This window comes from Novosphingobium sp. UBA1939, assembly GCF_002336885.1.
GTDB lineage: Bacteria > Pseudomonadota > Alphaproteobacteria > Sphingomonadales > Sphingomonadaceae > Novosphingobium.
In genome coordinates this window covers 117,422-143,216 of sequence record NZ_DDFB01000137.1, presented here as the reverse complement: position 1 = coordinate 143,216, position 25,795 = coordinate 117,422, and the positions used below count along the sequence as shown (strand labels likewise).

The 25,795-nt window shown below is 66.3% G+C and carries 25 protein-coding genes; 15 read left to right on the top strand and 10 right to left on the bottom strand.

Features of this window, described 5'->3' with window-relative positions:
- The first annotated feature begins 26 nt into the window (after positions 1 to 26).
- Together B3547_RS18390 and B3547_RS18385 are read left to right on the top strand one after the other, a co-directional pair.
- The gene (locus tag B3547_RS18390) at positions 27 to 1,277 is read left to right on the top strand and encodes a cytochrome P450 (protein ID WP_292965575.1); all 1,251 of its coding nucleotides are present in this window, start codon (positions 27 to 29) and stop codon (positions 1,275 to 1,277) included.
- On the top strand, positions 1,274 to 2,257 hold the full coding sequence (locus tag B3547_RS18385; RefSeq protein WP_292965572.1) for an NADPH:quinone oxidoreductase family protein: 984 nt from the start codon (positions 1,274 to 1,276) through the stop codon (positions 2,255 to 2,257). The genes B3547_RS18390 and B3547_RS18385 overlap by 4 nt, the downstream gene beginning before the upstream one ends.
- A 12-nt stretch (positions 2,258 to 2,269) precedes the next feature.
- On the opposite strand, the gene B3547_RS18380 is transcribed toward B3547_RS18385, so the two are convergent.
- A complete protein-coding gene (locus B3547_RS18380; protein WP_125953320.1) occupies positions 2,270 to 3,460 on the bottom strand; it encodes an aromatic ring-hydroxylating oxygenase subunit alpha in 1,191 nt (396 codons plus the stop codon).
- Positions 3,457 to 3,801, bottom strand: a complete 345-nt coding sequence (locus B3547_RS18375; protein ID WP_233497288.1) for a hypothetical protein — start codon at positions 3,799 to 3,801, stop codon at positions 3,457 to 3,459. Before B3547_RS18375 ends, B3547_RS18380 begins: the two co-directional genes overlap by 4 nt.
- A 314-nt stretch (positions 3,802 to 4,115) precedes the next feature.
- On the opposite strand from B3547_RS18375, the gene B3547_RS18370 reads away from it, so the two are divergent.
- On the top strand, positions 4,116 to 4,856 hold the full coding sequence (locus B3547_RS18370; protein WP_292965567.1) for an aspartate/glutamate racemase family protein: 741 nt from the start codon (positions 4,116 to 4,118) through the stop codon (positions 4,854 to 4,856).
- Between the two features lie 55 nt (positions 4,857 to 4,911).
- Positions 4,912 to 5,940 carry an AraC family transcriptional regulator gene (locus tag B3547_RS18365; protein ID WP_233497287.1) on the top strand — a complete coding sequence of 343 codons (1,029 nt, stop codon included), beginning with the start codon at positions 4,912 to 4,914 and terminating at the stop codon, positions 5,938 to 5,940.
- A gap of 15 nt (positions 5,941 to 5,955) precedes the next feature.
- Here the strand turns inward: B3547_RS18365 and B3547_RS18360 are convergent, their stop codons facing one another.
- The 7 genes from B3547_RS18360 to B3547_RS18330 form a co-directional block, all read right to left on the bottom strand.
- A complete protein-coding gene (locus B3547_RS18360) occupies positions 5,956 to 6,678 on the bottom strand; it encodes an RES family NAD+ phosphorylase (protein ID WP_292965564.1) in 723 nt (240 codons plus the stop codon).
- The gene (locus B3547_RS18355) at positions 6,650 to 7,027 is read right to left on the bottom strand and encodes an antitoxin Xre/MbcA/ParS toxin-binding domain-containing protein (RefSeq protein ID WP_136957789.1); all 378 of its coding nucleotides are present in this window, start codon (positions 7,025 to 7,027) and stop codon (positions 6,650 to 6,652) included. The genes B3547_RS18360 and B3547_RS18355 overlap by 29 nt, the downstream gene beginning before the upstream one ends.
- A gap of 158 nt (positions 7,028 to 7,185) precedes the next feature.
- Positions 7,186 to 7,491: a non-heme iron oxygenase ferredoxin subunit gene (locus B3547_RS18350; RefSeq protein ID WP_292965561.1), complete on the bottom strand. Its 306-nt coding sequence runs from the start codon at positions 7,489 to 7,491 to the stop codon at positions 7,186 to 7,188.
- Positions 7,488 to 7,994, bottom strand: coding sequence for a nuclear transport factor 2 family protein (locus tag B3547_RS18345; RefSeq protein ID WP_292965558.1), 507 nt, complete (start codon positions 7,992 to 7,994; stop codon positions 7,488 to 7,490). Before B3547_RS18345 ends, B3547_RS18350 begins: the two co-directional genes overlap by 4 nt.
- A 1-nt stretch (position 7,995) precedes the next feature.
- The gene (locus B3547_RS18340; protein WP_125953313.1) at positions 7,996 to 8,367 is read right to left on the bottom strand and encodes a hypothetical protein; all 372 of its coding nucleotides are present in this window, start codon (positions 8,365 to 8,367) and stop codon (positions 7,996 to 7,998) included.
- Positions 8,368 to 8,381: 14 nt separating this feature from the next.
- Complete coding sequence (locus B3547_RS18335) at positions 8,382 to 9,575, bottom strand: aromatic ring-hydroxylating oxygenase subunit alpha (protein WP_124808536.1); 1,194 nt, start codon at positions 9,573 to 9,575, stop codon at positions 8,382 to 8,384.
- Between the two features lie 34 nt (positions 9,576 to 9,609).
- Positions 9,610 to 10,776, bottom strand: a complete 1,167-nt coding sequence (locus B3547_RS18330; protein WP_292965554.1) for an acetamidase/formamidase family protein — start codon at positions 10,774 to 10,776, stop codon at positions 9,610 to 9,612.
- Between the two features lie 365 nt (positions 10,777 to 11,141).
- Between B3547_RS18330 and B3547_RS18325 the strand changes: the two genes are divergently transcribed.
- From B3547_RS18325 to B3547_RS18310, 4 genes are all read left to right on the top strand, one after another.
- Positions 11,142 to 13,568 carry a TonB-dependent receptor gene (locus B3547_RS18325; protein ID WP_292965551.1) on the top strand — a complete coding sequence of 809 codons (2,427 nt, stop codon included), beginning with the start codon at positions 11,142 to 11,144 and terminating at the stop codon, positions 13,566 to 13,568.
- Positions 13,569 to 13,643: 75 nt separating this feature from the next.
- Positions 13,644 to 14,129 carry a nuclear transport factor 2 family protein gene (locus B3547_RS18320; RefSeq protein ID WP_292965548.1) on the top strand — a complete coding sequence of 162 codons (486 nt, stop codon included), beginning with the start codon at positions 13,644 to 13,646 and terminating at the stop codon, positions 14,127 to 14,129.
- A 28-nt stretch (positions 14,130 to 14,157) separates the two neighbouring features.
- Complete coding sequence (locus B3547_RS18315) at positions 14,158 to 15,411, top strand: aromatic ring-hydroxylating oxygenase subunit alpha (RefSeq protein WP_125953309.1); 1,254 nt, start codon at positions 14,158 to 14,160, stop codon at positions 15,409 to 15,411.
- Between the two features lie 18 nt (positions 15,412 to 15,429).
- Complete coding sequence (locus tag B3547_RS18310) at positions 15,430 to 15,783, top strand: hypothetical protein (protein WP_292965546.1); 354 nt, start codon at positions 15,430 to 15,432, stop codon at positions 15,781 to 15,783.
- A gap of 5 nt (positions 15,784 to 15,788) precedes the next feature.
- Here the strand turns inward: B3547_RS18310 and B3547_RS18305 are convergent, their stop codons facing one another.
- Positions 15,789 to 17,177 carry a PLP-dependent aminotransferase family protein gene (locus B3547_RS18305; RefSeq protein ID WP_292965544.1) on the bottom strand — a complete coding sequence of 463 codons (1,389 nt, stop codon included), beginning with the start codon at positions 17,175 to 17,177 and terminating at the stop codon, positions 15,789 to 15,791.
- A gap of 108 nt (positions 17,178 to 17,285) precedes the next feature.
- On the opposite strand from B3547_RS18305, the gene B3547_RS18300 reads away from it, so the two are divergent.
- From B3547_RS18300 to B3547_RS18270, 7 genes are all read left to right on the top strand, one after another.
- Positions 17,286 to 18,158, top strand: a complete 873-nt coding sequence (locus B3547_RS18300) for a DMT family transporter (RefSeq protein ID WP_292965542.1) — start codon at positions 17,286 to 17,288, stop codon at positions 18,156 to 18,158.
- A 3-nt stretch (positions 18,159 to 18,161) separates the two neighbouring features.
- Positions 18,162 to 19,007, top strand: coding sequence for a PhzF family phenazine biosynthesis protein (locus tag B3547_RS18295; protein ID WP_292965540.1), 846 nt, complete (start codon positions 18,162 to 18,164; stop codon positions 19,005 to 19,007).
- 108 nt (positions 19,008 to 19,115) lie between these two features.
- Positions 19,116 to 21,572, top strand: a complete 2,457-nt coding sequence (locus B3547_RS18290) for a helix-turn-helix transcriptional regulator (protein ID WP_292965538.1) — start codon at positions 19,116 to 19,118, stop codon at positions 21,570 to 21,572.
- A gap of 134 nt (positions 21,573 to 21,706) precedes the next feature.
- A complete protein-coding gene (locus tag B3547_RS18285; protein WP_292965535.1) occupies positions 21,707 to 23,266 on the top strand; it encodes a hydantoinase/oxoprolinase family protein in 1,560 nt (519 codons plus the stop codon).
- Entirely contained in the window at positions 23,266 to 24,381 is a 1,116-nt protein-coding gene (locus B3547_RS18280; RefSeq protein WP_292965532.1) for a DUF917 domain-containing protein, read from the top strand. Before B3547_RS18285 ends, B3547_RS18280 begins: the two co-directional genes overlap by 1 nt.
- A complete protein-coding gene (locus B3547_RS18275; protein ID WP_292965529.1) occupies positions 24,381 to 24,575 on the top strand; it encodes a hypothetical protein in 195 nt (64 codons plus the stop codon). Before B3547_RS18280 ends, B3547_RS18275 begins: the two co-directional genes overlap by 1 nt.
- Positions 24,576 to 24,644: 69 nt before the next feature.
- Positions 24,645 to 25,795: TonB-dependent receptor (locus B3547_RS18270; RefSeq protein ID WP_292965526.1), on the top strand; the 1,151-nt coding region annotated here is incomplete at its 3' end.

The window sequence follows — 25,795 nt, the reverse complement described above, 5'->3', positions numbered from 1 at the left end:
CGGGTTGGAAGGGGAGAGAGAACGGCATGGACATCGATACCGCAGCGGCCATCCCTCCGCTCGATACCTCGGACCCGGCGCTGATCCCCGATCCCTGGCCCACCTTTACCGCCCTGCGCGAACGCGATCCGTTCCACTGGTCGAAGTATGGCTACTGGGTGGTTTCGCGGCACGAACACGTGCGCGATGTGCTGATGAACCGCACGGATTTTGGCACCGGCGATTTCGCGGCGAACCTGCGCCTGTTCTATGGGCCGGACTTCGACGTACTGGCCAATCCCGCCTACCGCTGGCTATCCGAAGTCTTCATCATGCAGGACCCGCCGCAGCATACGCGCATCCGCAATCTGGTAGTGGGTTCGCTGACCGCGAAGCGGGTTCGCGCGATGGAGCCACGCATCCGTGAAATCGCGCGGGAGCTGACGGATGGCTTCCAGGCGCGCTGCCACGCCGACCTGATTACCGAATTCGCCTATAAGTTCCCGGTCATGGTCATCTGCGATCTGATGGGCATCGATTATGAAGCGCCCGAAATGACCGACCTGATCGCGGCCATCCCGGAAGCCTTCACTGTGTTCGAGGCGCGCATCCTGAGTCCCGCCGAACTGGCGCTCGCCAACCGCCGCATCCTGGAACTCGAAGCCTTCTTCGAGGCGCAATTCGCCGACCGCCTTGCCAACCCGCGCGATGACCTCCTGACCGCGCTGGCCCGCACCGGGCAGGAGCCGGACGGGCTGTCGGTGCATGAGGCGATTACCGTCACCATCGGCCTGTTCGGGGCGGGCTTCGAAACCACCGCCAACATCATCGGCAATGGCCTTCACGCCCTGCACGCTCATCCCGAACAGTGGGCCAGGCTGGTTGCTGACCCCGGCGGCATGGCATCGGGCGCCTGCGAGGAAGCGCTGCGCCACCAAAGCTCGCTGATCGCCACCTACCGCACCGCTCTGGCCGACACCACGATCGGCGACCACCCGGTCCGCGCCGGGCAACGGGTGCTGACCTTGATCGGGGCAGCCAACCGTGATCCGCGCAAGTTCGCCGATCCCGATGCCTTCGACATCGCGCGCGGGGATGCTGGTCACCTGACCTTCGGCGGCGGCATCCACTTCTGCGTCGGCGCCGAACTGGCCCGGATCGAGGCGCGCGTCGCTTTCGAACACCTCGCGCGCACGTTGCCGCACATGCGCGTGGATAGCGCGAATGCCCACTGGCGCGAAAACTTCCTCTTTCGTGGCCTGACGTCGCTTAAGGCCACGTGGGATGCGCCCGCATGAAGCGCGTCGCGGTCCACCGTCTCGATGGTATCGATGCGCTCGTGCTGGATGAAGTGCCCGTGCCGCAACCGGCAAGCGGGGAAGTGCGTCTGCGCGTCAACGCGGTGGGTCTGGGCTTCGTCGACGGACTGCTGATAGCCGGCCAGTACCAGTGGAAGCCGCCGCTGCCCTATGTTCCCGGCGGCGAGATCGCCGGCACGGTCGATGCCGTCGGCGAAGGGGTGACCGGGTGGTCGGCGGGCCAGCGCGTCGTCGCCTGGCGGATGGGTGGCGGCCTTGCCGAATACTGCACGGTCCCGACCGGCGCCCTTGTGGCGGTGCCCGATCGCGTACCCCTCAAGACCGCCGCCGCAGTAGTGCTCGATTACGCCACAGCCGATTACGCCCTGAACGTGCGCGGCCGCCTGCAGCCCGGCGAGACGGTTTTCGTTCTGGGCGCGAACGGCGGTGTGGGCGGCGCGGCCATGCAAATCGCCCGGGCGAACGGAGCGATCCCGGTCGCCGGCGTTTCTGCCGGCCATCGACGGGACGCCGCCATGGCAAGGGGTGCGATGGCGACGGTCGATCTGTCCGCGCCGGACTGGCGCGATGAATTGCGGACGGTCCTGTCGGGCAAGGCGCCGGACGTGGTAGTCGATCCCTTGGGTGGACCGCTGACCGAACCGGCCTTCCGCAGTCTGGCCAAGCGCGGACGCCACCTCGTCATCGGCTTTGCCGCCGGCGGGATTCCCGCGTTGCCCGTCAATCTGGCCCTGCTGAAGAATGCCGATCTGCTGGGCGTGGACATCCGCGATTTTGCCGAAAGCGAACCGGACCGCTTTGCCCAACGGGTCAAGACCCTTCTGGACCGGATCGCACGCGGCGAACTTGCCTCTCCGCCCGTCTGCAAACACGATTTCGCCGCATCAAAGGACGCCTTCCGCAGTCTTCAAAGGCGCGATCGGAGCGGTAAACCCGTTATTGCGCTGCCATCCGGTTAGGACAATGGCCCTTCAGGCCAGGCCCCGCACGCAACGGTCGACACCGTTGCTGAGGTGCCGGGCCAGCATCTCCTCGTCCTGGAAGAAGATGTGGTTCTTGGCGCCGGACTTGAGTTGCGCGCAGATCAGTTCGTGGGTGAAGCAGTCTTCCATCATCGGATCGCGCAGGCCGATCTTGGAATATTCGCGGGCGAAGAGTTCCCCGGCGGTGCGCACCGGCGGATAGTATCCCTTGATCTCCCATACGCTGCGGTCGACCGCGACCGGCCAGATGTTGAACGTGAAGAACAGGCCATTGAGCAGCCCGACGAAGAAGTTCGGGAAGATGTGCCAGAAATCGAACGACCCCCGGAAGCGATAGCCTTCGCCGGCGTTTTCCACCTTGGTTCCGAAGGCCTGCACCGTACCCGTGCCGAAACGGCTGGCAAGCAGCGCGGTAGGCGGGGGCGTGAAGGAATCGGGCGGCGGCGAACCCAGTACGCCGTGCAAACCATGCAGTTCAATCGCGGTGTGGCGATACTGGTTGCCATCGATCTTGACCGCGCGTGCCAGCGTCTTTTCGTGCAGGTAGGGCAAGTGCCAGCCTTCGAGCTGGGCTTCCTGCAGGGTCTTCCAGTTGACCTGCTCGTCGATGCGGTAAGAAAACGCGGGCGTATAGCCTTCGAAGTCGAACCGCCCGATCTCGTCCGCCACCGGTCCCAGGTATTCGAGCAGCGTCTGTTCGGGCCGGTCCGCCAGATTGACGAAGATGAAGCCCTTCCAGATGGCGCAATGAACCGGCGTGAGGCCATTTTCCGCCGGGTTCACGCCGGGGAAGTTCTCGGCATCGGTGATCTGCACCAGCTTGCCAGTGGTGTCATAGACCCAGCCATGGAAGCGGCAGGCCAGATAGCCGCGGCATGACCCTTCCGCATCCCACGCCACCGGCGCGCCACGGTGCGAACACATATTGTGGAACGCGCGATATTCTCCGTCCTTGCCGCGGATCACCAGCAGCGACGTGTCGAGGATCTTGAGGTCGGCGACGAAATAATCGCCCGGATTGGGCGCCTGTTCCACGCGGCCGACGTTGAGCCACTTGCGGCGGAACACCCGCTCGCGCTCCAGATCAAAGTATTCCTGGGAGGTATAGCGCTCGACCGGGATCGGGCCGCGGCCCTCTTCGGGATAGCGATCCATGAAACGGCACGGCGCGGTGCTCATGCGGCGGCTCCCTTGCCGGCCAGCGGCCAGGCATCATGCGTGGGGACGAAACGGGAGATCGGGAAGACGTATTTGGGCGCAGGATCGCCATACATCTCGATCGTGGCGGAACATTCCGCGAGGGCTAGGCACATGTCGAGAAGAGTGCGATCCGCCCCGTCGATTTCCGACAGGGGCCGCTGTCCGAAATATTCAAAGGCGGCGGGGCTGCGCTCCAGCATGGTATCGTAGAACACCTGGCTCTCTTCGAGCGAGGACGACCAGCGCTTGTCGTTGCGTTCCCGCTCGGTGGGTCTTGCCCAGTCCAGGAACGGCAGAAGATCTTCAAACCCTTCAGGCAATTCGCGTTCCACACAGCCCTCCCTCTCGCGCCACGGCATGAGAAGACTGCGGGAACGCCGCGCCGAAACGCTATCCCGCCCCTGCAGCCGGTGACCGCTGAGTGCGGAATTTCGACACGATCCACGCCGGCAACGGACAGGCCGCGCGAACCCGACACTTCGATGGGATATAATACCTGCTAGGTATGACGTGGCGCAGATTCAGTATTGGACGCGGCAAACCTCAGGCATCACGCTTCTACCGGAATCAGGGAAATTTTGCCACCCGGCGCCGCAGGGAGCGCTGGCGCAAGGCGATACCCGGAGAACCGTTCATGACCCATCGCATCAAGATGATCGTTCCCGTGCCGGTGCCGCAGCAAGCCCTTGCCGCATTCGCCGACCAGATCCCCGCCGGGCTGGTCCGGCCGGACATCGCCATCGAGTTCGCCTGCGCGGCGCGCGGCGGAGGAACGCTCGATTCCCTCTATGAAGGCACGATCGCCGATGCCTTCTGCCTGGAGGCGGGATGCCGCGCGGAGGAGGAGGGCTTCAGCGCGGTCTGCATCAATTCGATGAGCGATTCCGGCGTGGCGGCGCTGCGGTCGCGGTTGACCATCCCCGTGGTCGGCACGGCACAGGCGACCTATCATCTCGCCTGCCAGCTCGGCAAGAAATTCGCGATCCTTTCGATGTGGGACAACTGGCGCTGGCTCTATGACAAGGTCCTGACCGAACAGGGACTGCACCACCGCCTCGCCGCGATCCGCTCGATCGGCGTGCGCCCCGATACCGCCGAACTGCTGGCGGGCAAGGAGGACAGCGTCTTCCCGCTGCTGATGGACGCCGCGCGCCGCGCGATCGAGGAGGACGGGGCGGACGTGCTGGTGCTGGGATCGACCACCATGCACCAGTCGCACGCCTATCTCGCCGCGCACCTGCCCGTGCCGGTGCTCAATCCGGGCCTCGTCGCATTCAAGGCGTGCGAAACTTTGATCGACCTTGGCCTGTCCCATAGTAGAAAGGGCTTTGCGCCGCCGGAGAGGATCATCGACAACGTCTTCGAAGCAGCGTGAATCGGGAGCGGAATCGACCAGCTCAAGCGGAGGTCCAACGATAATGATCCCAGCCATGACTTCTGTCCGCTCTTGGGATGGCAGCGATCTTCCGCTGCCCAGCCTGACGCGCCTAGCGACACGCGATATCAACGAGGTCCACGACCACATGAGCCGCATGTTCTGCCCGCACGATCTGCGGGTGGAAGGCGGCAACCCGCCCCTTGCCTTCCGGCACCATCAGGCCTCGCTCAAGTCGGTCACGTTCAACGCCACAGACTACGGCAACCCCTATGGCCGGGTGGTGGTGAACATCCCGCCGACCGACGTGCTCTATCTTGTCCAGTTCTCGCTGCGCGGCGTCGCGCAGATCACGCAGGATAACGCGACCTTCGAGCTGCACCCCGGCCAGATGTGCGTGCTTGGCCCCGACGCCAAGGTCCGGCAGATGTTCGGAGACGGCTACAAGCACTTCACCGTCAAGATGGACAAGAGCGGGCTGGAGGCCATTCTGGCGCAGGAACTGGGGTTTCGGCCGGGCGACCTTCATTTCTCGCCGCAACCGGTTCGGCTCGAAGGCGCGGCCGCCGCGTTCGCGCAGCTTGTTCGCACCGTGTGCGACAATCTCGATTCCGGCATCGAAACCGGGTTGAGCGGGTTCAACCATGCGCGGGCAAGCGGCGCGGTAGAGGAGACGCTCCAGCGGCTGTTGCTGGCCGCCGTGCCCCATAACCATTCCGACCTGTTCGACGCGCCGGCTTCGTGCCCCGCCCCCTATTACGTGCGCCGGGTCGAGGAGTTCATCCACGAACACGCGCAAGCGCCGATCACGCTGGAAGAAATGATCGTCGTTTCCGGTGTCAGCGCGCGGTCGCTCCATGCGGGCTTCCGGCGCTTCCGCAACACCACGCCGATGCTCTATCTCAAGAACCACCGGCTCGATCTGGCACGGCGGCAATTGCGCGAGGGCGCCGATACCGGCGTTTCTGTCACAGAAGTCGCGCTGGCCTGTGGTTTCACCCACCTGTCGAAATTCGCCCGCGATTACCTCGAACGGTTCGGCGAGCGGCCGTCGATGACGCTGAAGCGCATGTCCGGCCGCTGATCGCGAAAGCGCATCTCAGCCAAGCCCGAACTGGGCGGCGGTGAAGACAAAGCGCTCCTCCGCCGGAAAGGCCGCCAGAGCGAGCAGCCGGCCGCCTTCATGGCGCAAGTGCCATGTCCGGCGGATCACCGGTTGCTGGCGCGCGAAGGCCGCCGGATCGAACAGCACCAGATTGCACCCGCCACCGGGATCGCGCGCGGAGCGGGTGCGGATCAGCGCGATCCGGGCTTCGCGCGCCTGCGCGGCAATATCCTGGCAGGCCGTGTAGTCCAACGGATCGATCCAGCGCGCCGCTTCGTTGTCGAAAGGCGGAAGTGTCAGGTCGAGCGCCGAAGCCGTCGCCAGCGCGGCGGTGAAACTGGTATGTTCGCTCGTGGTCGAAGGCGGTACAAACCCGGGGGACCGCTGGAAGAAGCGCAAGCGCCAATAAGCCGTTTCAGCGATGGCCGTGGCCTCGCGCTCGGCCGCGTAGAAGATGCCGGGGCGTTCGTTCGCGCGGCGGAAGCGGCTTTCGTTGCGATGGCCATAACGGAAGGGCGAGGCGAGCAGGTAGTGCAGCCCGCGCGTTTCCGGCGGCAGATCGGGCTTGACCGCGTCCGCCAGCATTTCGAGCCGCGCCTGGTCCGCCAGTCCGTCAGCCAGACGGTTGGTGGAGATGCGGTGCTGGGCTTCCACCACCCGCCAGGCATCGCCCCGCCATGGCCTGGCTTCAGACGCGAGCGCGGTAGGCGTCCACATAATCGCACACGGAAATCAGGCCCCGGAAACTGTCGATCAGGTCGAGCGGGCGGGCATTGAGATCGAGGTTGGCGGTTTCCAGCCAGCGCCGCGCGGCAGCATCGTCGCTGCCGAGCAGCGCATCGAGGCTGCGGAACAACCGCAGCAGGAACTGGCCCGCCTCATAGGACTTGGAAGCCGGATCGAGCACCGACCGACCGCTGCGCAGGCGCGAGACCGTGGCGGCCGACACACCGAGCACCGTGCCCAGCTTGGTGTTGCTGAAATTCCAGAAATCGGCGATCCGCCCCAGCGCGGAGGTCAGGATTTCCGCATCGCCGCGCGGCGGGCTGTCAAACCGGGTCGCCATGCCTTCTCCTTTCATATGCATGATATAGGAGAAACTCATTCATTTGAACAGATGGCTTCTGCAAAAATTCCTATCCGGCCCGACCGGCAAAAGACGACAGGGAAGCCGGGGGCTCCCCTGTCGCAAGGGTGGATTGCCTTTCGCGCAATGCGCCGCCGTCAGGCGTCGATCACCACGTCGTCGCCGGACACCGAGACGCAATAGGTTCTAACCGCGATCGAACAGGGCGCGCCGATCGCTTCCCCGGTGCGGATGTCGAAACTGCCCATGTGGAACGGGCAGAGGATCTTGCCGCCGTCCACTTCGCCTTCGGCCAGCGAGGCATCGCCGTGCGTGCACAGATCGTCCGTCGCGAAGAATTCGCCATCGAGGTTGTAGACGGCCAGCGCGCGTCCGTCGTCGAGATCGACGCGGATGACTTCGCCGGCGGGTATGTCACGGGTTACGCAGAGTTTGATCGTCACAAGTTCACCGGTTTCTTGAATTGCCATGAAGGCACGGCCTCGCCCTGAAGGCGGACATCGAGCCTCACTTTGGAAAAGCGCCACCCTTCAGGCGTAAGCACCACATCGCTGTCGTACCAGCCGCCAAACCAGGTGTCGGTCGGGCTGGCGTGCCCCCGATCGCCGGCCGCGGGAGCCATCGTGCACAGCTCCCACAAGTACCAGTGGCAACGCCCGGAACGCAGGTCCGCCGCAAGTTCGATCAGCGGCGAGACCATGTAGTGGATCGACCACAGCACCCTGTCGGCCGCAAGACCGGCCAGGCCCACCGCGATCGCATCGCGGCCGACGAGATCGGCGAACCCTTCGGCCGACCACACCGCGTTAGCGGCGAAGAGCGGACCGAGAATCGCGGGATCGTTCTTGCGGTCCGCCCCCAACGCGTAACGCGCCACGAGATCCCCGATCTCCGCACGCGCCTCCAGCCGTGCCAGCCTGTATTCGCCGGACGTGGGCTCTGCCATGTCAGGGATGTGCCATCGGCTGCAGGCCCTGCCAGGTCGGCTGCGCGCCATGCACCGCCACGAAGCGCGTTTCCTCGAAGGCATAGGGCACGCCGACCGCGCCGCCGTAAAGTTCCAGGTGCGGCGCGACTTCGGCCAGCGACAGCGCGATGTTGTAGAGCGGCTGCAGCGCTTCGGGCAGCCCGCCGAGCGGATACTTGTCCACTTCGGCAAGGATCGCTTCAAGACGCGGCAACGTCGCATCGTAGAACGCCTTGAGCGCCTGCGGCGTCGCAGTGCGGCGGCGCGTCTGGCGTTCGTCGGCCGTCGGCAATGCCCATTCGAGCCAGGGCGAAAGGTCCGCGAAATCCGCGGGCAGCGAAAGCTGGGTCATGATCTGCGTCCTGTTCAGGCGTTGACGTACTGGTCGACGACAGCGGCGCTGTGGCGGATGAGGATTTCATCGTCCTGCAGGTGCTGCTGCGTCTTCGCCCGCGATTCCATCGCCCGCTGGGTATCTTCCATGGTGGCGGTGTCTTCGAGCCAGGCGTTGCGCTGGAGCGTCATCGCATGCTCGATCGCCCAGCGTTCCGCGTTGGTCCTGGGCGCACGCACGTAATAGCGACCTTCCCACACGGTGCGGTTGTGCGCAGTCGGCCAGAACTGGTGGGTAAACCAGATCCCTTCCGACACATGCAGCAGCGTGTTTGGGAAAATGACGCTCAGCTCGAAGGCGAAATCGCCGCGATGATCGGGATTGATCGTCTTCGGCAGCATCGATTCGCCGCGGCGCGAGACAAGGCTCGCACCGGATATCGCGTTGGCCACAGCGGAAACCGGCGTCGGCTTGGCGTCCAGCGTCAGGCACACCGCGCAAGTCCGGTGCGGCCCCATCAGCTTCACGTTCTGCAGGCCGGTGGAAAACACGTTCGGGAACGAGCCGGCGTGGATCGTATCGACGTGATAGGCTTCGGCAAAGGCATCGTGCGCCACCTTCCAGTTGCACGCCAGCTCGGTGCGATAGGTGAAGCCGAAGTCCATCTCGTCGAACGGATAGCCGCGGAAGTGCTCGGCATAGTCGCCCAGGTATTCTTCCAGCGTCTGTTCAGGCTGCGGGGCGACGTTGATGAAGAGGAACCCCTCCCACACCCCCAACGCGATTTCGGTGAGGCCGTTGTGCGCCTTGTCGAAGCACGAATAGAACCGTTCCTCGCTCGGCACGCTCTTGAGCGCGCCGTCCGCGCCATAGACCCAGCCGTGAAAACGGCAGGTAACGACGGCGGCCTTGCTCTTGCCGTAGGTTTCCTCGCCGATCTCGGTCACCACCGTATTGCCGCGATGCGCGCACATGTTGTGAAACGCGCGAACCACGCCGTCCTTGCCCCGGATGATGATCGCCGACGTACCGGCAGCCTCGATCCGCTTGACCTTGTAGTCCCCGGCCTTGGGAATTTCGCTGGCGCGGCCGACGCAGAGCCAGACCTTGCTGAAAATCTTTTCCTTCTCCTGCTCGTACCAGGCGGGGGAGATGTAAGGCTCGGTCGGGATCGGACCGGAGCCGAGTTCGGGGTACTTTTCCAGCCAGCGATGTTGGATGTTCATGGCCATTCTCTCCAATGGATGCGCGTGTCCCGCCTCACTCGACGAAGATATCGAGCGGCAGGACCGCCGAAACGATAACGTTGGGAACGTCGACAAGCTGGCCGATGCGCAGGTCCACGGCGGCGGCGCAGATCGCATAGGCCTGTTCGCGGGTGTATCCCTTGTTGGTCGCGATCCAGTCGATCATCCGCAGCAGCGCGTCGCGCGCGGCGAGCGAGAGGTCTTCGGACAGGTTGGTCAGCGCGGCAACCTTCGGGCTGTCAAGATAGGCAAGGTGCGGCGGCACTTCGCCTGCCTTCTTGACCGGCATCCCGACGATGGCGTGGAACCGGCCGGGTTCGGTGTTGCGAAGCTGGCTGCCGCCGGTGACGTGGGGGAACACGATGTCCTTGCCGCCACCCTTGATGACTTCGCATTTCAGCGTCACGCGCGCGGCCATTTCCACGGCCGTGCCGCAGACCTCGCCATCGCCCTGCGCGAAGTGGATGTCGCCGGTCCACAGGCCCGCCCCATCGACGAGAACCGGGAACAGGATCGTGGTGCCGACCTGCATCGCCTTGATGTCCATGTTGCCGCCGTTCTCGCGCGGGGCCACGGTGCGCAGGCCTTCGGCGGCATAGGGCGCGCCTTCGCCGAACAGCCTTTCCGGCACGGCGCGGCCCGGATCGGGCATCAGCACGAAGCCGCCCGCTGCCGCCAGGGCGCCTTCACGCTCCAGCGCGGCGGCGACTTCGGGCTTGCCGGGCAGCACACCGATCGAACCGGGGAAGGCGCACATCGGAATGCGCACGCCGGGGATCTGCTCGGAAATGGCGCAGAGCCTATCCAGCTTCCAGTTCGCGATGAACGGGCCGGAGATGACATCGCGCAGATAGCCGAAGCCCGGCACAATCGCGGTATAGCCATAGTCCGACGGCGCGATGTCGACGATCGTGACCGCCAGCGCATCGCCCCGTTCCGCGCCCTCGATATGGACCGGGCCGGTCATCGGATGGACACGGTTGAGATCGCAGGCGGCGACCTGTTCAGGCGTGGTGTCGAAATCGAACTGGCTGTCGAACGCGTCACGCGTCTCATAGACGACATAGTCCCCCGGATTGGCGCGGGCGACGGGCTCCAGCGCCCAGTGAAGGCGGTTGAAGCAGTTCGGATCGTCCTTGGCAGTGGCTCCGCTGCGCTTGATTTCGACGGTCTTCGACATGGCGCTCCCTCGTTCTGTCCGGGCATGGCCGGACCGTGGTCTGTGCCGCCATGATGGGGGGCTCCGCCGCTTGCGGGCTATCCCCGTGCCGTGCCGAATAGCCAGCTACCGCATCAAACCACGCCCCATCGATCACGGCGAAACCCGCAATTCCTTCATTCCCCGCCACCATTCGATCGCGCTGAGGTGTTTCTTCCAGCGCCCTGAGGCTAGCGCGCCTGCGCCCCGATGATGTTGCATAATAGGGTCACGAAGACGCTTGCCGGCGTCCCGTGGGCAGGCGGAGCTTCCGGCAATATCGCGCAGATCTATCCAACAGAGCGCGAAGGCCGGATCGGGGAAATCACATCGGGAGGAATTCAATCATGACACAGCACAACACGCCGGCTAGTCCTGCCGGCCTGACGGTCCATCACACCACGCGAACCTTCCGGCTGCTTGTAGGCGCATCGCTGCTGGGCCTCGCCCTGCCCGCCGTCGCCGCCCACGCCCAGTCCGCATCCGCCGAAACGTCGGCCGGCGCGGCCGAGGAAGCGAACACCGGCGTCGAAACGATCACCGTAACGGCGCGCCGGCGCGCGGAATCGCTGCAGGATACGCCGATCTCGATCTCGGCAATGACCGGCGAAGGCATTGCCGCGCGCGGCATCGAGAACGTCACGCAGATCGGCGATTTCACGCCCAACGTGAAGTTCAACAGCTCCGTCCCGGTTTCGGCCAGCAACGCCACGGCCGCCATTTTTATCCGCGGCATCGGCCAGAACGACTACCAGCTTTCCGCCGATCCCGGCGTCGGTCTCTATCTGGACGGCGTCTATATCTCGCGCGGCGTGGGCAACGTGCTCGATGTGCTCAATATCGAGCGCGTCGAAGTGCTGCGCGGCCCGCAGGGCACCCTGTTCGGCCGCAACACCATCGGTGGCGCGGTCAGCGTGGTGACCAAGAAGCCGTCCGAAACGCTGAACGGCAATATCGAAGCCACAACCGGCAGCTTCAACCGCTTCCAGATCAAGGGCAGCATCGACGTTCCCCTGGCGCAGGGAGTCTATTCGAGCTTCGCCGGCTTCTACCACCGCCGCGACGGCTATGTGAAAGGCATCGTTCCCGGCGCACCGGACCTGGGCGACACCGACAACCTTGCCGGCCGCTTCGCGCTTCGCCTCGAACCGTCCAGCAACGTGACCATCGATCTCGCCGTCGACGGATCGCGGACTCGCGAGAACTCGGCGCCCAACGTCGCGCTCAAGATCAACGAGAACGCACCCGCCGCGCAAGTGTGGAACGCGCTCTATTCCGGCGCGGCGGCGATCTGCACCAATCTTTCCAACCCCGCCCGGCTCAGCGACCAGCGCTGCTTCAACAGCCAGTGGGCGGTCGGCCCCTACCGTCACGGCGGCACCTTCACGTCGATTTCCAGCGTTTTCACCAATGGAAACCCCAGAAAGTACCAATCCGGCTCTGACGTGAACATCTGGGGTGCATCGGGCACGGTAGAGTGGAAAATCTCGCCCGAAATCGCGGTGAAGTCGATCACCGCCTACCGCAAGGTGACGGGCTTCTGGACACGCGATTCCGATCACAGCCCGGCCACGATCGTCGAAACCAACAGCGACTGGAAGCAGGACCAGTTCTCGCAGGAACTTCAGCTTCAGGGCAAGATGCTGAATGGCAAGTTCAACTGGGTGCTGGGCGGCTACTATGCGAGCGAGCACGGCAACCACAGGGACCTCGTCAACATCGTCGATGCCGTGTTCCTGAGCGGCGCGGTGCTTGACGGGGAAAGCCTCGCCTTCTTCGGCCAGGGCACCTACGAGATCGTGCACGATCTGAACCTGACCGCCGGCGTGCGCTGGACGCAGGACAAGAAGACGTTCGGCAACGCCAACCAGTACGTCGTCGAAGCCGGCTTCCTGACCGGCGCGCCCTACAACCCCGACGGGTCCGGGCTCAAGAACGGCGATCCGCTGATGGGGCCGCTCGGCCAGCGCGCGACGATCAAGGACAAGGCATGGACGCCGATGGTCAGCCTTTCCTACCGCTGGAGCCCGGAGCTGCTGACTTATGCCTCCTACTCCGAAGGGTTCAAGGGTGGCGGCTTTACCCAGCGCGTGTTCCCGCCGTTCGCCTTCATCCCCTCGTTCAAGCCGGAAACCAGCAGGACTTACGAACTGGGCTTCAAGAGCGATCTCGCCGGCCGGCGCCTGCGCCTGAACGGCGCGGTCTTCCTCAACGACTACAACAACCTGCAGATCACCGTGAACGACCCCACGCTGGGCTTCGCGCCGATCATCCAGAACGCCGCCAAGGCCCGCATCAAGGGCTTCGAGCTGGAAATGCTGGCGCGCCCGGTGCCGGCGCTGTCGATCGAGGCGGGCATCGGCTATCTCGACGCCAAGTACCGTCAGGTGGACCTGCGCGCGCTGAGCGCGGGCGTGACGACCGCGACCAGGCTGCAGAACGCGCCCAAGTGGACGCTGAGCGCCGGCGCATCCTATGCGATCGAGGCCGCGGGCATCGGCACCTTCACGCCGCGCATCGACTGGTCCTATCGCTCGACGGTCTACAACGATGCGGTCAACACGCCGGAGCTGGTCCAGCCGGGCTATCACCTCGTCAACGCCTCGATCGGCTTCAGTGACGAGGACAAGCGCTGGGGCGTGACGCTGGGCGTCAAGAACCTGACCAAGGCGCTCTACCTCGGCTCCGGCTATGCGGACTCGTTCGGCGGTATCATCGAGGGCGTCTACGGCCGTCCGCGCGAATGGTACCTCAGCGCGCGCACGTCGTTCTGACCCCGTGGCGGAAGCGGCCCGGCGCAATCCCGTCCGCTTCCGCCACCCCGGCTCGTTCATCAAAGGCCCGGCATAATGACAGAACCATCGTCGCTGGAGGACCGGATCGCCCGCCTCGAAGCGCGGCGCGCTATCGACGACCTGATCGGCGCTCTGGGCCGGGCGTTCGATAGCGGCCCGTCCGCCGATGCGCTGCGCCCACTGTTCACCGTAGATGCCACCTTCCGCATCGACCGCTACGGCGATCTGCAGGGCCGCGATGCCATTGCCGATGGCGTGGCCGGCAATGCCGATGCGGGTTTCCGCTGGACGCTGCACTACCTCGTCTCTCCCAAGGTGGAACTGGCCGCCGACCGCACGGTGGCCGACGTGGAATTCTATCTCTGGGAGGTCGCCACCGCGGCCAGCGGACGCGCCTACTGGATCGGCGGGCGTTATCTCGCCACCGCGCGGTCCGATCGGGGCCAATGGCGCTTCAGCTATCTCGAACTGATCGCCGATCTCATTTCCCACTATCCCGCGGGCTGGTCGCCAAAGCCCGGGGCACTCGCCGACGCCTGAAACCGACCACAGAGAGGACACCTCGACGATGACTGACCCCGCCAGCACCACGCTGAAGCCGGGCGCGGAGACGTTCGCCCACCTCGGCCGCAGCGTGGCCGCGATCCGCGCCGAACTCGGCACCGACCCCGTATCGGTGGACGCCATCCGCGATCCGGCGATCTACGAACTGGAGCGGGAGAAGATATTCCGCCGCACCTGGCTGAAGGTGGCGACCACGTCGGAGCTGCCCGCCATCGGTGACTACAAGGTCAAGGACCTGCCGGTCGTCGACGCCTCGGTGCTGATCGTGCGCGGCAAGGACGGCGTGGTCCGCGCGTTCCACAACGTCTGCACCCATCGCGGCAACAAGGTGGTGCCGACCTCGGACGCCGAAACCTTCGGCCGCGCGCGCGCCGGCGTCGTCACCTGCCGGTTCCACGGCTGGGTCTTCGGCACCGACGGCCCGCTGCGCTCGGTGCCGCTGGAGGACCATTTCGGTACGCTCGACAAGGCCTGCCTCGGCCTGCGCGAGATCGCCTGCGATACCTGGGAAGGCTTCGTGTTCATCAACATGGCCGATCCGCCCGAACAGACGCTGGCGGAATATCTCGGCGATTTCGGCACGCTGTTCGGCGGTTATCCCTATGCCGAAGCGACGACGGCCTATCGCTATTCCACCGTGCTCGAATGCAACTGGAAAGTCGCACTCTATGCCTTTTCCGAAGGCTATCACGTCCCCACGATCCACGCCGGATCGCTGCCGGGCTTTCGCGGGATCGAACATTCCGATTTCAAGCTGATCGGCCCGCACGCCTCGTCCACGATCTACGGCCTTGGCATGGAAGCCGCCGCTTCCACCGCCGAATGCGCGCGCGTGCTCCACGGTAGCGCGGCCCATGCCCCGCATCCCGAGCAGGTTCCGCCCGGGATCAACCCGACGCGGCGCGCGGATTTCCAGTTCGAACTGCCGAACGTCTTTCCCAACCTGCTGATCCATCTCGCCGCCGGCTGCGGCTATCCGGGCATGGCCTTCTTCACCCACCAGTTCTGGCCGCTCGACCACGGGCGGACGCTGTGGGAAGGCATCAACTACTTCCGCCCGGCGCGCAACGCGGCCGAACGGGTGGCGCAACTGCATGTGAACGCGCTGCATCGCAACGCCTGGCTGGAAGACACGGCGACGATGGAAGACACGTTCACCGGCATCCGTTCGGGCGCGGTCGATACCATGCAGCTCATGGATCAGGAGTTCCTGATCCGGCACGCGGCGCGCACACTGGACCGCTATCTCGCCGCCTGAACGGAAAGGATCATTCCGATGACCGATACCATCACCCTGCCCGCCGGCTTCGAAGACCTGACCGAGCTTGCGGCACACTGGGCACGCGCCACGGAAAATGCGCGCAGCGCAATCCGCTGGAGCGCTTCGGCGCAGGATTTCGCGGCGTTCTACGCGGCGTTCATGCCACGCCTGCGCGCCGCGCTTGATCTGCTCGAACAGGTTCCGCTCGAAGAAATGGACGAAGCGCAGAACAACCTGTTCGAACTGGCCTGCGCCTTTGCCGAGGCCGCGCCGCACCACGAGCTTTATGGTGGCAGCGCGGACGTGCCGCACAGCTTCTCCGCACGCCGGTTCGTCCCCGGCCACGGCGACACGGCTTCGCGGCTGTAGGCGGCTCAGCGGGGCGCGAAGACCTGCTCCAGCAGGCCGGCCGCGCAGGGCGCCACGCATTGCGCCACGTTGAAGCGCATGAAATCGGGCGCGGTGCGCGTCAGGCTGAAAACGTCGCCGGGGGCCAGAACCACCCCCTGCGCCAGCGCGGCGCGCGCGCATTCGGCGGCGTCCATCCCGCCGGGCAATTGGCACCACAGGAACATGCCCGCGCGCGGTTCGATCCAGGGCACGATGTTCAGCGCGCCCAGCCGTTCGATCGTGGCGCGCCGGGCCTTGCGTAGCCGGGCGCGCAGCGTCTGCACATGGCGGCGGTAACTGCCGTCCTGGATCACGCGCAACACCAGTTCGCTCGACAGCCGCCCGGCCCCGAAGGCCGTGGCGATCGACAGGTCCACCAGCCGGTCCATCCAGTCGGCGCGGATCGCGACGTAGCCGCAGCGCACCGCCGCCGACAGCGTCTTGGAAAAGCTGCCGATCTGGATCACCCGCTCCAGCCCGTCGAGCGCGGCCAGGCGCGGAGCGGGTTCCTCGTCGAAATCGGCGAAGATGTCGTCCTCGATGATGGTCAGGTCGTGGGCGTCCGCCAGCCGCAGCAACCGGTGCGCGGTGGTCAGCGAAAGCGTGGCCCCGGTGGGATTGTGGACGCCCGAATTGGTGATGTAGAGCCGCGGACGGTGCGTGACGAGCGCGTGTTCGAACGCGGCAAGGTCCGGCCCTTCCGCCGTCATCGGCACGCTGACCACGGTGACGCGGTGCGCGCGCAGCAGCGCGAGGAAATTGAAGTAGCAGGGATCGTCCACCAGCACGACATCGCCGGGCGCGATCAGCAGCCGGCAGAGAAGATCGATCGCCTGCGTGCCGCTTTCGGTCAGCATGATCTGGCCGGGGCCGCAATGCACCCCGCGTTCGCCCAGGCGCCGGGCGAGGATCTGGCGCAGCGCGGGAAGACCCAGCGGCGTGCCGTAATCGGCCAGGGCGCCGCCGCCATCGCGCGCCATCGCGCGCAGCGCACGGCGCACCTCCTCCTCCGGCAGCCATGCGGGCGGCAGCCAGCCGCAGCCGGGCTTGGGCAGATCACCGGGGCTTTCGAGCGACTGGCGCGAGACCCACAGCGGATCGATCGCCCGGTCCAATCGGGGCGCGATGTCGGCCAGCGACAACGGCTCGCCCTGCCGCGCGACATAGAACCCCGATCCGCGCCGCGCCGAAACCGTGCCTTCGCTCGCCAGCCGGTCATAGGCTTCGACGACGGTCGACTTGGACACGCCCGCCGCTTCCGCCGCGCTGCGGATCGAAGGCAGCTTCGCCCCGGGCGGCAACGCGCGCGAGGCGATCTGGCGGCGCACCTGCCCCATGACCTGTTCGACGAGCGTGCCTTGCGATGAGGCCATGATCCGAAACCTTATTGCCGATTGAATCAGTACAGTTTGTTTCAACCTTACTGGATTGTCCCTGTCGCCCATCGCCGCTTCCGAGGCAAGGAGGTTGCCGGAGGACTTATGGAAAAATCGCTCGAAGGATGGTTCAGCGGCCTGATCGGCGTGGTGATCTTCAGCGGATCGCTGCCGGCGACACGCGCGGCGGTGATCGATCTCGATCCGCTGTTCCTGACGCTCGCCCGCGCCGCCATCGCCGGGCTGATCGCGCTGGCGCTGCTGATCGTCCTGCGCCAGCCCCGCCCGGAACGGCGCGATCTCGTGCCGCTCGTTGTCGTAGCGCTGGGCGTGGTCGTGGGCTTTCCACTGCTTACCGCCGTGGCGCTGCGCCACATGAACGCGTCCGCATCGATCATCTTCACCGGCCTGCTGCCGCTGTCGACCGCGACGTTCGCGGTGCTGCGGGCGCGCGAACGGCCGGACCGGCGGTTCTGGCTGTTCGCCGCGCTCGGCGCCCTCTGCGTGGGGAGCTACGCCTGGTCGCCTTCGCTGCGCGCCGACCCCACCGGGGTTGCGCTGATGATCGCGGCGGTAATCGTCTGCGGGCTGGGCTATGCCGAAGGTGCCGTGCTCTCGCGCCGGCTGGGCGGCTGGCAAGTGATCTGCTGGGCGCTCGCGCTGACGCTGCCGGTCTCGCTCGGCGCGCTGGCGCTGGCCACGGCCCCGGTATGGAGCGCGGTCGGTGCGCCGGCCTGGCTCGGCCTTGGCTATGTCTCGCTTGGCAGCATGTTGATCGGCTTCATGTTCTGGTATCGCGGCCTTGCGCTGGGCGGGATCGCGGCCGTGGGGCAACTCCAGCTCGTCCAGCCGCTGCTGGCGCTTGGCCTGGCCGCGCTGCTGCTGCACGAACCGGTCGGCATGGACATGGTTCTGGTACTCGTTCTGGTGATCGGCTGCGTGGCCGGCGCCCGTCATTTCTCGCTGCGAAAGGCTTGATGCATGACCCGCTATTCCTTCCAGATCGTCGACGTGTTCGGTACCGGCGCGTTCAGCGGCAATCCGCTGGCGGTCGTCACCACGCCCGAGGAACTGGATCCTGACACGATGCTGCGCATCACGCGCTGGCTGAACTTCTCGGAAACGACCTTCCTGCTGCCGCCGACCGACACGGGCGCGGACTATCGCGTGCGCATCTTCACCCCGGCGCGCGAACTGCCATTCGCTGGGCATCCCACGCTCGGCACCTGCCACGCCTGGCTGGCGGCGGGAGGAACGCCGCGCGCCGCCAACGAGGTCGTGCAGCAATGCGGCGCGGGGCTGGTGCGCGTGCGCCGCGCCGGGTCCGCGCTGGCCTTCGCCGCCCCACCGACGATCCGGTCCGGCGCGGTCGAGGAGGACAAGCTCGACGAGATCGCCGCCGTGCTGCGCATTCCGCGCGACGCGATCGTCGCGTCGCGCTGGGTGGACAACGGCCCGGGCTGGGTTGCCGTGCGGCTTGCCTCGGCGGAAGCGGTGCTGGCGCTCGATCCGGTGCGCTGGCACGGGGCGACGATCGACCTCGGCGTGGTCGGGTCCTATCCCGAGGGTCATCCCGCCGCTTACGAGATCCGCGCGTTCTTCAGCGATCCGTTCGGCGGCCTGATCGAAGACCCGGTATGCGGCAGCCTCAACGCTTCGGTCGCGCAATGGCTGATCGGCGAAGGGCAGGTCAAGGCGCCCTACCACGTTACGCAAGGCGCGTGCCTGGGCCGGAATGGCCGGATCACGGTCGAGGCCGATGGCGAAGGCCAGGTCTGGATCGGCGGCCATACCGCAAGCCTGTTTGCCGGGACGGCGGACGTTTGAACAGCGCTTGGCCGATTTCCTACCAGGTAGTACCACCATGGCATCACAGCCTGGTGGTATACCCCGCATATGCAGCTTTCCCCGACGGACGGACATTTCGGCAAACTGGTGGAGCGTATCGTTGCCGGCGGGCCGGTCGTGGCGCTGTGCGCCCCTCCGGGCTTCTACAAGGGCCGGCTGGCGCAGGCGGCGGCGCGGCGCCTGCACGGCGCGGGCACCGACGGGATCGCGGTGTTCGGCCTGTGGGAACATGGCCGCGATCCGCAGGCGGCGGCCGAAGGGTTGCTGGCCGGAACGGCGCCGGTCACCGTGATCGAGGAAGCCGGCGCGGCCGACGGCAGGTTGCTGGCGCAAGTGCTGGACCGGATCGACCTTGAAAGCGCCGGCCGCCGGGTGATCTTCACGATCCACCAGCCCGGCGATCTGCCGCTGGCACGCATGGCCCTGCGGACGCCGATCGACGTGCTGGACGCCGATGCCTTGCGCCTGCGCCCGCAGGATATCGCCAGCACACTGAAAGGCTCGCTGCGCCCGGCGATCCGCGCCCGCATCCAGACCCTGGCCGGCGACTGGCCGGTGGCGCTGGACGTGCTGACCCGCTGGGCCGCCTCCGCCCGCGAGGTGTCGGCAAGCTGGAGCGATCTCGACATCGTGCGCGAAAGCGGACTCGGCACGTTCATCGCGCAGGAAGTGCTGGCGTCTCTCACACCGGCCGAATGCGCCGCGCTGACGCACGCAAGCTGGCTGGACGCGCCCGATCTGGCGACCTTGCGGGCGATCGACAGCCAGCGGCGGGAAGACACGGTCGTCGCCGACCTCGCCTATCGCCTGAAAGGGCTGGTCGACCGGCAGGGCCAGCGCATCCACCTTCATCCCGCCTTGCGCGTCCTGCTGCGCGACGGACCACAGACCGCAGGCGCGGGGGAGGACCGCGAGAGCCTTCTGCTGGCCATGGCCGACCACTATTCCGGCACGGGCCAGCTTGCCGAAGCTGCCACGCTGGCCCGGATGGCGGGCAATTCCGGCCGTATCCGCGAATATGCCGATGCGCATGGCGCGCTGCGCATCTGGATCGTCCACGGCTTTCCCGTTCTGCGCGAACTCGTCGAGAAATCCAGCGTGGATGACGTGGCTGCCTCGCTCGTGCTGCGGATGATGGACTGCATCGTCCACCTAAAGGGCGGCCGCATCCGCGTGGCGCAGCACCTGTACGAAACGCTGGCGGCGGAACTGGCGCAGGCCGGGATCAGCCCCCCCGATCCGCTGGCGCGCGATCTGGAAATCGTGCGCGTGACGCTGCTGGTCTATGGCTGCTCGCTGGAACGGACGAACGACCTCGAGCTGCTACGCGGCCTGACTGCCGAGCAGGCCGAAGACGCCGCCCTGCGCAGTTTCCTCTCGACGCTTTCGTGCATCCTCAATTCGCAGCGCGCCCGGTTCGATGTGGCGCGGGCCAGCCTGATCGACGCGCGCGCACAGGCCAAACTCGCCGCTTCGCATTACAACGTCATGTTTCTGTTCATGCACGAAGCCGCGATCCACCTGGCCGAAGCAAGGCTCAAGCAGGCGCGTACCTGCATGTCGGAGGCGCGCCGTCACTGGCAGCAGGGCTTCGCGCATGATGTGGGCGTGGAAACCGTGATCGCCGCGCTCACCGGATCGATCGAGTACGAAGCCGGCCAATTGACGAGCGCGCGCAATTCGGTCCGCAAGTCCGCGCACAGGATGCCCGATGCCGAAGCCTGGTTCGACATCTACTTCCTGGCCTATGAAACGATGGTGCGGCTCAACCGCATCGACCATGGCCTCGGGACCACCCTGCGCGCCATCGAGGACGAAGTCGGCAAGCTGCGCGCGCAAGGCCTGCCGCGCGTGGCCGATCTGGTGACGGGGATTGGCCTGTGCATAGTCGGCGAGGAAGCGATGCAGGGCAACGAAAGTCCCGTTCCCCCGGGCTGGATCGCGCCGGAGCCCGGGCCGACGGCCAGCTGGCAGGAGCACGAGGTGTATACGCTGGCCCGCTTCTATGAACTGCGCGCCGATGGTGCGCGGGACCAGGCCGACGCGCTTCTCGAAACCGCGCTGGAGCGCGCGGCCGCGCGCGGGCTGGAACGATCGCGGCTGCGCTTCCTGCTCGCCCGCTTCAGCGCCGCCTGCATCGATGGGCGGGACGACCGCGCGCGCGATCTGCTGGGCGCGGCCATCGCGATCGGCGCGCGCACCGGGACCAGGCAGATATTCCGCGACATGGCAGGCCCTCTCCTCGCCACTCCGCTGGCGCGCTTGCGCGAGGAGGCCCGCCTCGACGAGGTCGGACTCGCGTTTGCGGAAACGCTTGGCAACCGGCTGCGCGACCGGGGCGGCGCCGGCGCAAGCGCCCTGTCCGAGCGCGAGCGCGAAGTGCTGCGGCTGCTGGAAAACGGCGGTTCGGACAAGCGGATCGCCCGCCAGCTAGCGATTTCTGAACACGGCGTGCGCTATCACCTCAAAAGCATCTACAAGAAGCTGGGCGTCCACGACCGGGTCTCGGCGATTGCCGCTGGCAGGCGGTTCGCATCCGCCTGACTACTAATCCGAGTAGCGCTGCAATCTGGCGCACTATCTCATGACTACCATGTAGAACCCTTCCCCTCCCAGCCGGGCGCGTTGCGCACCGGCCACGGCGCAGGAAAGCTGTCCTCTACCAGCGGAGGGCTTCAATGCGGATTGGCGTGGATGTGGGCGGCACGAATACCGATGCCGTTCTTTTATCAGGCAAGAACGTGCTGGGGGCAGTGAAACGCCCGACCAGCAAGGACGTCAGTTCGGGCATTGCCGAAGCGATCACCGCGCTGATTTCCGAATGCGCGATCACGCCGGACGCGATCGACGCCGTCATGATCGGCACGACCCATTTCACCAACGCCTTCATCCAGCGCCGCGAACTGGTGCCGGTGTTCGCCATCCGCATCGGCTTCCCGGCCGGGCGCGGCATTCCTCCGTTCACCGCCTGGCCCGACGATCTCAAGGCGGTGGTGCGCGGCGGCTCGGCGATGGTGCGCGGCGGCTTCGAATTTGACGGGCGCGAAATCTCCCCGCTGGATGAAACCGCCATCCTCGCCGCTGTCGAGCAAGCGCGCGCGGCGGGCATCGGCCAGATCGCCGTCTCCTGCATCTTCAGCCAGCTGAACCCGGCGCACGAGACGCGCGCCGCCGAACTGATCGCGCAGCACGCCCCGGGGGTGGAAGTCTCGCTCTCGTCCGAAGTCGGCCGCGTGGGCCTGCTGGAGCGCGAGAACGCCGCGATCATGAACGCCAGCCTGCGCCCGCTCGCCGCCACCATCACGTCGGCGTTCCGGCGCGCGCTGGCCGAACTCGGCATCGCCGCGCCGTTCTACATCAGCCAGAACGACGGCACGCTGATGAGCGCCGACCACATGCAGCGCTATCCGGTGCTGACCTTCGCCGCCGGTCCCACCAACAGCCTGCGCGGCGCGGCGTGGCTGACCGGCGCGAGCGATGCGATCGTGGTCGACATCGGCGGCACCACGTCGGACGTGGGCGTGCTGGTCGCGCGTTTCCCGCGCCAGTCGACCGTCCATGTCGACGTCGGCGGCGTGCGCACCAACTTCCGCATGCCCGATATTCTCTCGATCGGCCTCGGCGGCGGCAGCCTTGTCCGCGAGACGCCGGACGGCGTCACCGTCGGGCCGGATTCGGTAGGTTTCCGCCTGCGCAGCGAGGGGCTGATCTTCGGCGGCGCAACGCTCACCGCCAGCGACATCGCGGTGGCGAGCGGCCAGGCGGCGTTCGGCGATCCCGCGCGGGTGGCCCACCTGGCTCCGGCGCTGGTGGCGGAGGCGCGCGGCGCAATCGACCGGTTGATCGACGACGCGATCGACCGGATGAAGACCGCGCCCGGCGATATCCCGATGATCCTTGTCGGCGGCGGATCGGTGCTGGTTTCGGCCACGCCGCAGGGCGTTTCCGACATGATGCGCCCCGAACACGCCGGCGTCGCCAACGCGATCGGCGCAGCCATCGGCCAGGTCAGCGGCGAGATCGACCGCATCTACAACGCGCCCGACGCCGCGAGCCGCGAAGCGGCGCTCGCCGATGCCCGCGCGCAGGCGACCGAACAGGCCATCGCCGCCGGCGCCAGCACCGACACGGTGGAGATCGTCAACATCGAGGCGGTCCCGCTGCAATACCTGCCGGGCGGGGCAACCCGCGTTGTCTGCCGCGCGGTCGGCGATCTGGCGCTTGCGGAGGTACGGTGATGGTTCGCGAAATCACGCTCGACAATATCGAACATCTGGCGATCGGATCGGCCTTCCTGGGCACCGGCGGCGGCGGGGATCCCTATCTCGGCTCGCTCCTGTGCCGCGAGGCGATCGCGCAATACGGCCCCGTCCCGATCGTTCGGCCGGAGGATCTCAAGGACGAGGACAACGTGTTCGTTGCCGCCGCGATGGGCGCGCCGACGGTCATGATCGAGAAGCTGTTCTCGATCGAGGACCAGCACCGCGCCGTCGAAGTGCTGGAACGCTTCCTGGGCCGCACCGCCACCGCGATCATTTCCGCCGAGATCGGCGGCTGCAATTCGATGATGCCGGTCGCCTACGCGGCGATGCGCGGGCTGCCGATCGTCGATGCCGACGGCATGGGCCGCGCCTTCCCCGCGCTCCAGATGACCAGCTTCAACATCGAGGGCGTGGCCTGCGCACCGATGACGATCGCGGACGAGCACGGCAACAGCGTACTCTACCAGACGGTCACAGGTCTGAAAGCCGAGGAACTAGCACGCCCCGTCGCCGCCGTGATGGGCGCCAGCGTGTGCATGTCGTGCTATCCGATGACCGGGGCGCAGGCGCGCCGCGCCGCCGTGCCGCTGACACTGAGCGGCGCGATCGGGATCGGCGAAGCGATCGCGCGCGGCGGCGATCCCCGCCCGCCGCTCGATCGCCTGATCGATGCCCTGCGCGCCCACGCCTATTATTCGGACGCGGCGGTGGTGTTCCGGGGCAAGATCACCAGCCTCGAACGCGATACCACGCGCGGCTGGGTGTTCGGCAGTTGCACGATCTCCGCCATGGGCGGGGCGGATGCGGCGACTGGTGTGGCTGAAGTCCGATTCCAGAACGAGAACCTCGTGGTCCACGTCAACGGCGAACTGCGTGGCATCGTCCCCGATCTCGTCACCATCGTCGATGCCGAAACCGCGCATGCCATTCCCACCGAACGCCTCGCCTATGGCCAGCGCGTCGCCGTGGTGGCGTGCAGCGCGCCGCCGATCCTCACCACTCCGCACGCGCTGGACGTGGTCGGCCCGCGATGCTTCGGGCTGGACGAGGACTACGTGCCCGTCCGCGACCTGATCGGGGAGTGTGCGTGATGAGGGTCCACCTCATCACCCCCGTCATCACCGGAGGCATCCGCACGCTGGACGATGTGGCACCGCTGATGCGCGACGATCTGGTCATCACCCAATCGCCGCTCGCGCCACGGTCTGCATCGCGGACGGCCGGGTCCGCGCCGGGCCGGCGCACAGCAAGCGCACCTACGGCAATCCACGCGACAAGGAACTGAGGGGATACCCGGAGATAGGCATCGCTCGACACGGGGCATAAAAGGGGAAAGACGATGGGAACGAACAACATGAGGGGCGCTGGCCGGCTGGCCATCGCAATGGCCGGACTGACCGCCGGAACGCACGCAATGGCGCAGGAAGCGCCGCAGAACCAGGGCTTTGGCGATATCGTGGTGACCGCGCAACGGCGCCAGGAGAACCTCCAGAACGTGCCGATCCAGGTGGCCGCGTTCTCCGAGCAGAAGATCACCGACGCCGGCATCAAATCCACGCGCGAATTCGTCAATCTGGTGCCCAACGTCTCGTTCGACGAAAGCTTCACCTATCTCAATTCGTTCGTGGTGGTGCGCGGCGTCACGCAGATCAACAATGCGGATTCGCCGGTGGCGGTGATCGTCGACGGCGTTCCCCAGAACAGCCAGAAGCAACTGCGGATGAACCTGTTCGACATCCAGCGGATCGAAGTGCTGAAGGGACCGCAAGGCGGCCTTTACGGACGCAACGCCATCGGCGGGGCGATGAACATCATCACCAAGGACCCGTCCGACCACATGGAAGGCGCGCTCGACGCCAGCTATGGCCGGGGCGACGCCATCGACGTGACCGGCTCGCTCTCCACCCCGGTCGGCGATGACGCGGGCCTGCGCGTCGCCGGATCGTACAAGACCGACAACGGGCGCATCCGCAACACCTACAGCAACAAGAACGTCGATTTCATCGACCACGACTGGGAACTGCGCGGCAAGTTCAAGGCCTCGCTCAGCGACAACCTGAAGATCGACCTGCGCGCCTCCTACCGCGATTTCCGCGCCGGCGCGATCTATGACAGCCGCGTCCCTTCCGGGCTGGCCAATGATTTCCGGCTGCCCAGCTCGAACATCGAAGGCCTGACGTTCGGCCACCTGTTCGATACCTCGGCCAAGATCGATCTCGATCTCGGCGCCGCCACGCTGACCAGCATCACCGCCTATACCGACATCAAGGAGAGCTATCGCGGCGATCTCGATTTCGGCAATCCGGTGGACAATCCGGGTGGTTTCCTCGGCTTTGGCATCCAGGCCGGCCAGGGGCAGGACCTGCGCGTCAAGCTGACCAGCCAGGAATTGCGCCTCGTCTCCAACGGCAAGGGGCCGTTCCGCTGGATTCTCGGCGGCTATTACCTGCACACCAAGCGCAGCCTGCTGACCCGCGCCTTCATCGACCTGAACGGATCGCGCGA

Excerpts from the sequence above, each read along its gene's own strand:
- B3547_RS18390 (WP_292965575.1), top strand. The coding sequence starts at position 27 with ATGGACATCGATACCGCAGCGGCCATCCCTCCGCTCGATACCTCGGAC.
- B3547_RS18385 (WP_292965572.1), top strand. The coding sequence starts at position 1,274 with ATGAAGCGCGTCGCGGTCCACCGTCTCGATGGTATCGATGCGCTCGTG.
- B3547_RS18380 (WP_125953320.1), bottom strand. The coding sequence starts at position 3,460 with ATGAGCACCGCGCCGTGCCGTTTCATGGATCGCTATCCCGAAGAGGGC.
- B3547_RS18370 (WP_292965567.1), top strand. The coding sequence starts at position 4,116 with ATGACCCATCGCATCAAGATGATCGTTCCCGTGCCGGTGCCGCAGCAA.
- B3547_RS18365 (WP_233497287.1), top strand. The coding sequence starts at position 4,912 with ATGACTTCTGTCCGCTCTTGGGATGGCAGCGATCTTCCGCTGCCCAGC.
- B3547_RS18360 (WP_292965564.1), bottom strand. The coding sequence starts at position 6,678 with ATGTGGACGCCTACCGCGCTCGCGTCTGAAGCCAGGCCATGGCGGGGC.
- B3547_RS18355 (WP_136957789.1), bottom strand. The coding sequence starts at position 7,027 with ATGGCGACCCGGTTTGACAGCCCGCCGCGCGGCGATGCGGAAATCCTG.
- B3547_RS18345 (WP_292965558.1), bottom strand. The coding sequence starts at position 7,994 with ATGGCAGAGCCCACGTCCGGCGAATACAGGCTGGCACGGCTGGAGGCG.
- B3547_RS18340 (WP_125953313.1), bottom strand. The coding sequence starts at position 8,367 with ATGACCCAGCTTTCGCTGCCCGCGGATTTCGCGGACCTTTCGCCCTGG.
- B3547_RS18335 (WP_124808536.1), bottom strand. The coding sequence starts at position 9,575 with ATGAACATCCAACATCGCTGGCTGGAAAAGTACCCCGAACTCGGCTCC.
- B3547_RS18330 (WP_292965554.1), bottom strand. The coding sequence starts at position 10,776 with ATGTCGAAGACCGTCGAAATCAAGCGCAGCGGAGCCACTGCCAAGGAC.
- B3547_RS18325 (WP_292965551.1), top strand. The coding sequence starts at position 11,142 with ATGACACAGCACAACACGCCGGCTAGTCCTGCCGGCCTGACGGTCCAT.
- B3547_RS18320 (WP_292965548.1), top strand. The coding sequence starts at position 13,644 with ATGACAGAACCATCGTCGCTGGAGGACCGGATCGCCCGCCTCGAAGCG.
- B3547_RS18315 (WP_125953309.1), top strand. The coding sequence starts at position 14,158 with ATGACTGACCCCGCCAGCACCACGCTGAAGCCGGGCGCGGAGACGTTC.
- B3547_RS18310 (WP_292965546.1), top strand. The coding sequence starts at position 15,430 with ATGACCGATACCATCACCCTGCCCGCCGGCTTCGAAGACCTGACCGAG.
- B3547_RS18305 (WP_292965544.1), bottom strand. The coding sequence starts at position 17,177 with ATGGCCTCATCGCAAGGCACGCTCGTCGAACAGGTCATGGGGCAGGTG.
- B3547_RS18300 (WP_292965542.1), top strand. The coding sequence starts at position 17,286 with ATGGAAAAATCGCTCGAAGGATGGTTCAGCGGCCTGATCGGCGTGGTG.
- B3547_RS18295 (WP_292965540.1), top strand. The coding sequence starts at position 18,162 with ATGACCCGCTATTCCTTCCAGATCGTCGACGTGTTCGGTACCGGCGCG.
- B3547_RS18285 (WP_292965535.1), top strand. The coding sequence starts at position 21,707 with ATGCGGATTGGCGTGGATGTGGGCGGCACGAATACCGATGCCGTTCTT.
- B3547_RS18280 (WP_292965532.1), top strand. The coding sequence starts at position 23,266 with ATGGTTCGCGAAATCACGCTCGACAATATCGAACATCTGGCGATCGGA.
- B3547_RS18275 (WP_292965529.1), top strand. The coding sequence starts at position 24,381 with ATGAGGGTCCACCTCATCACCCCCGTCATCACCGGAGGCATCCGCACG.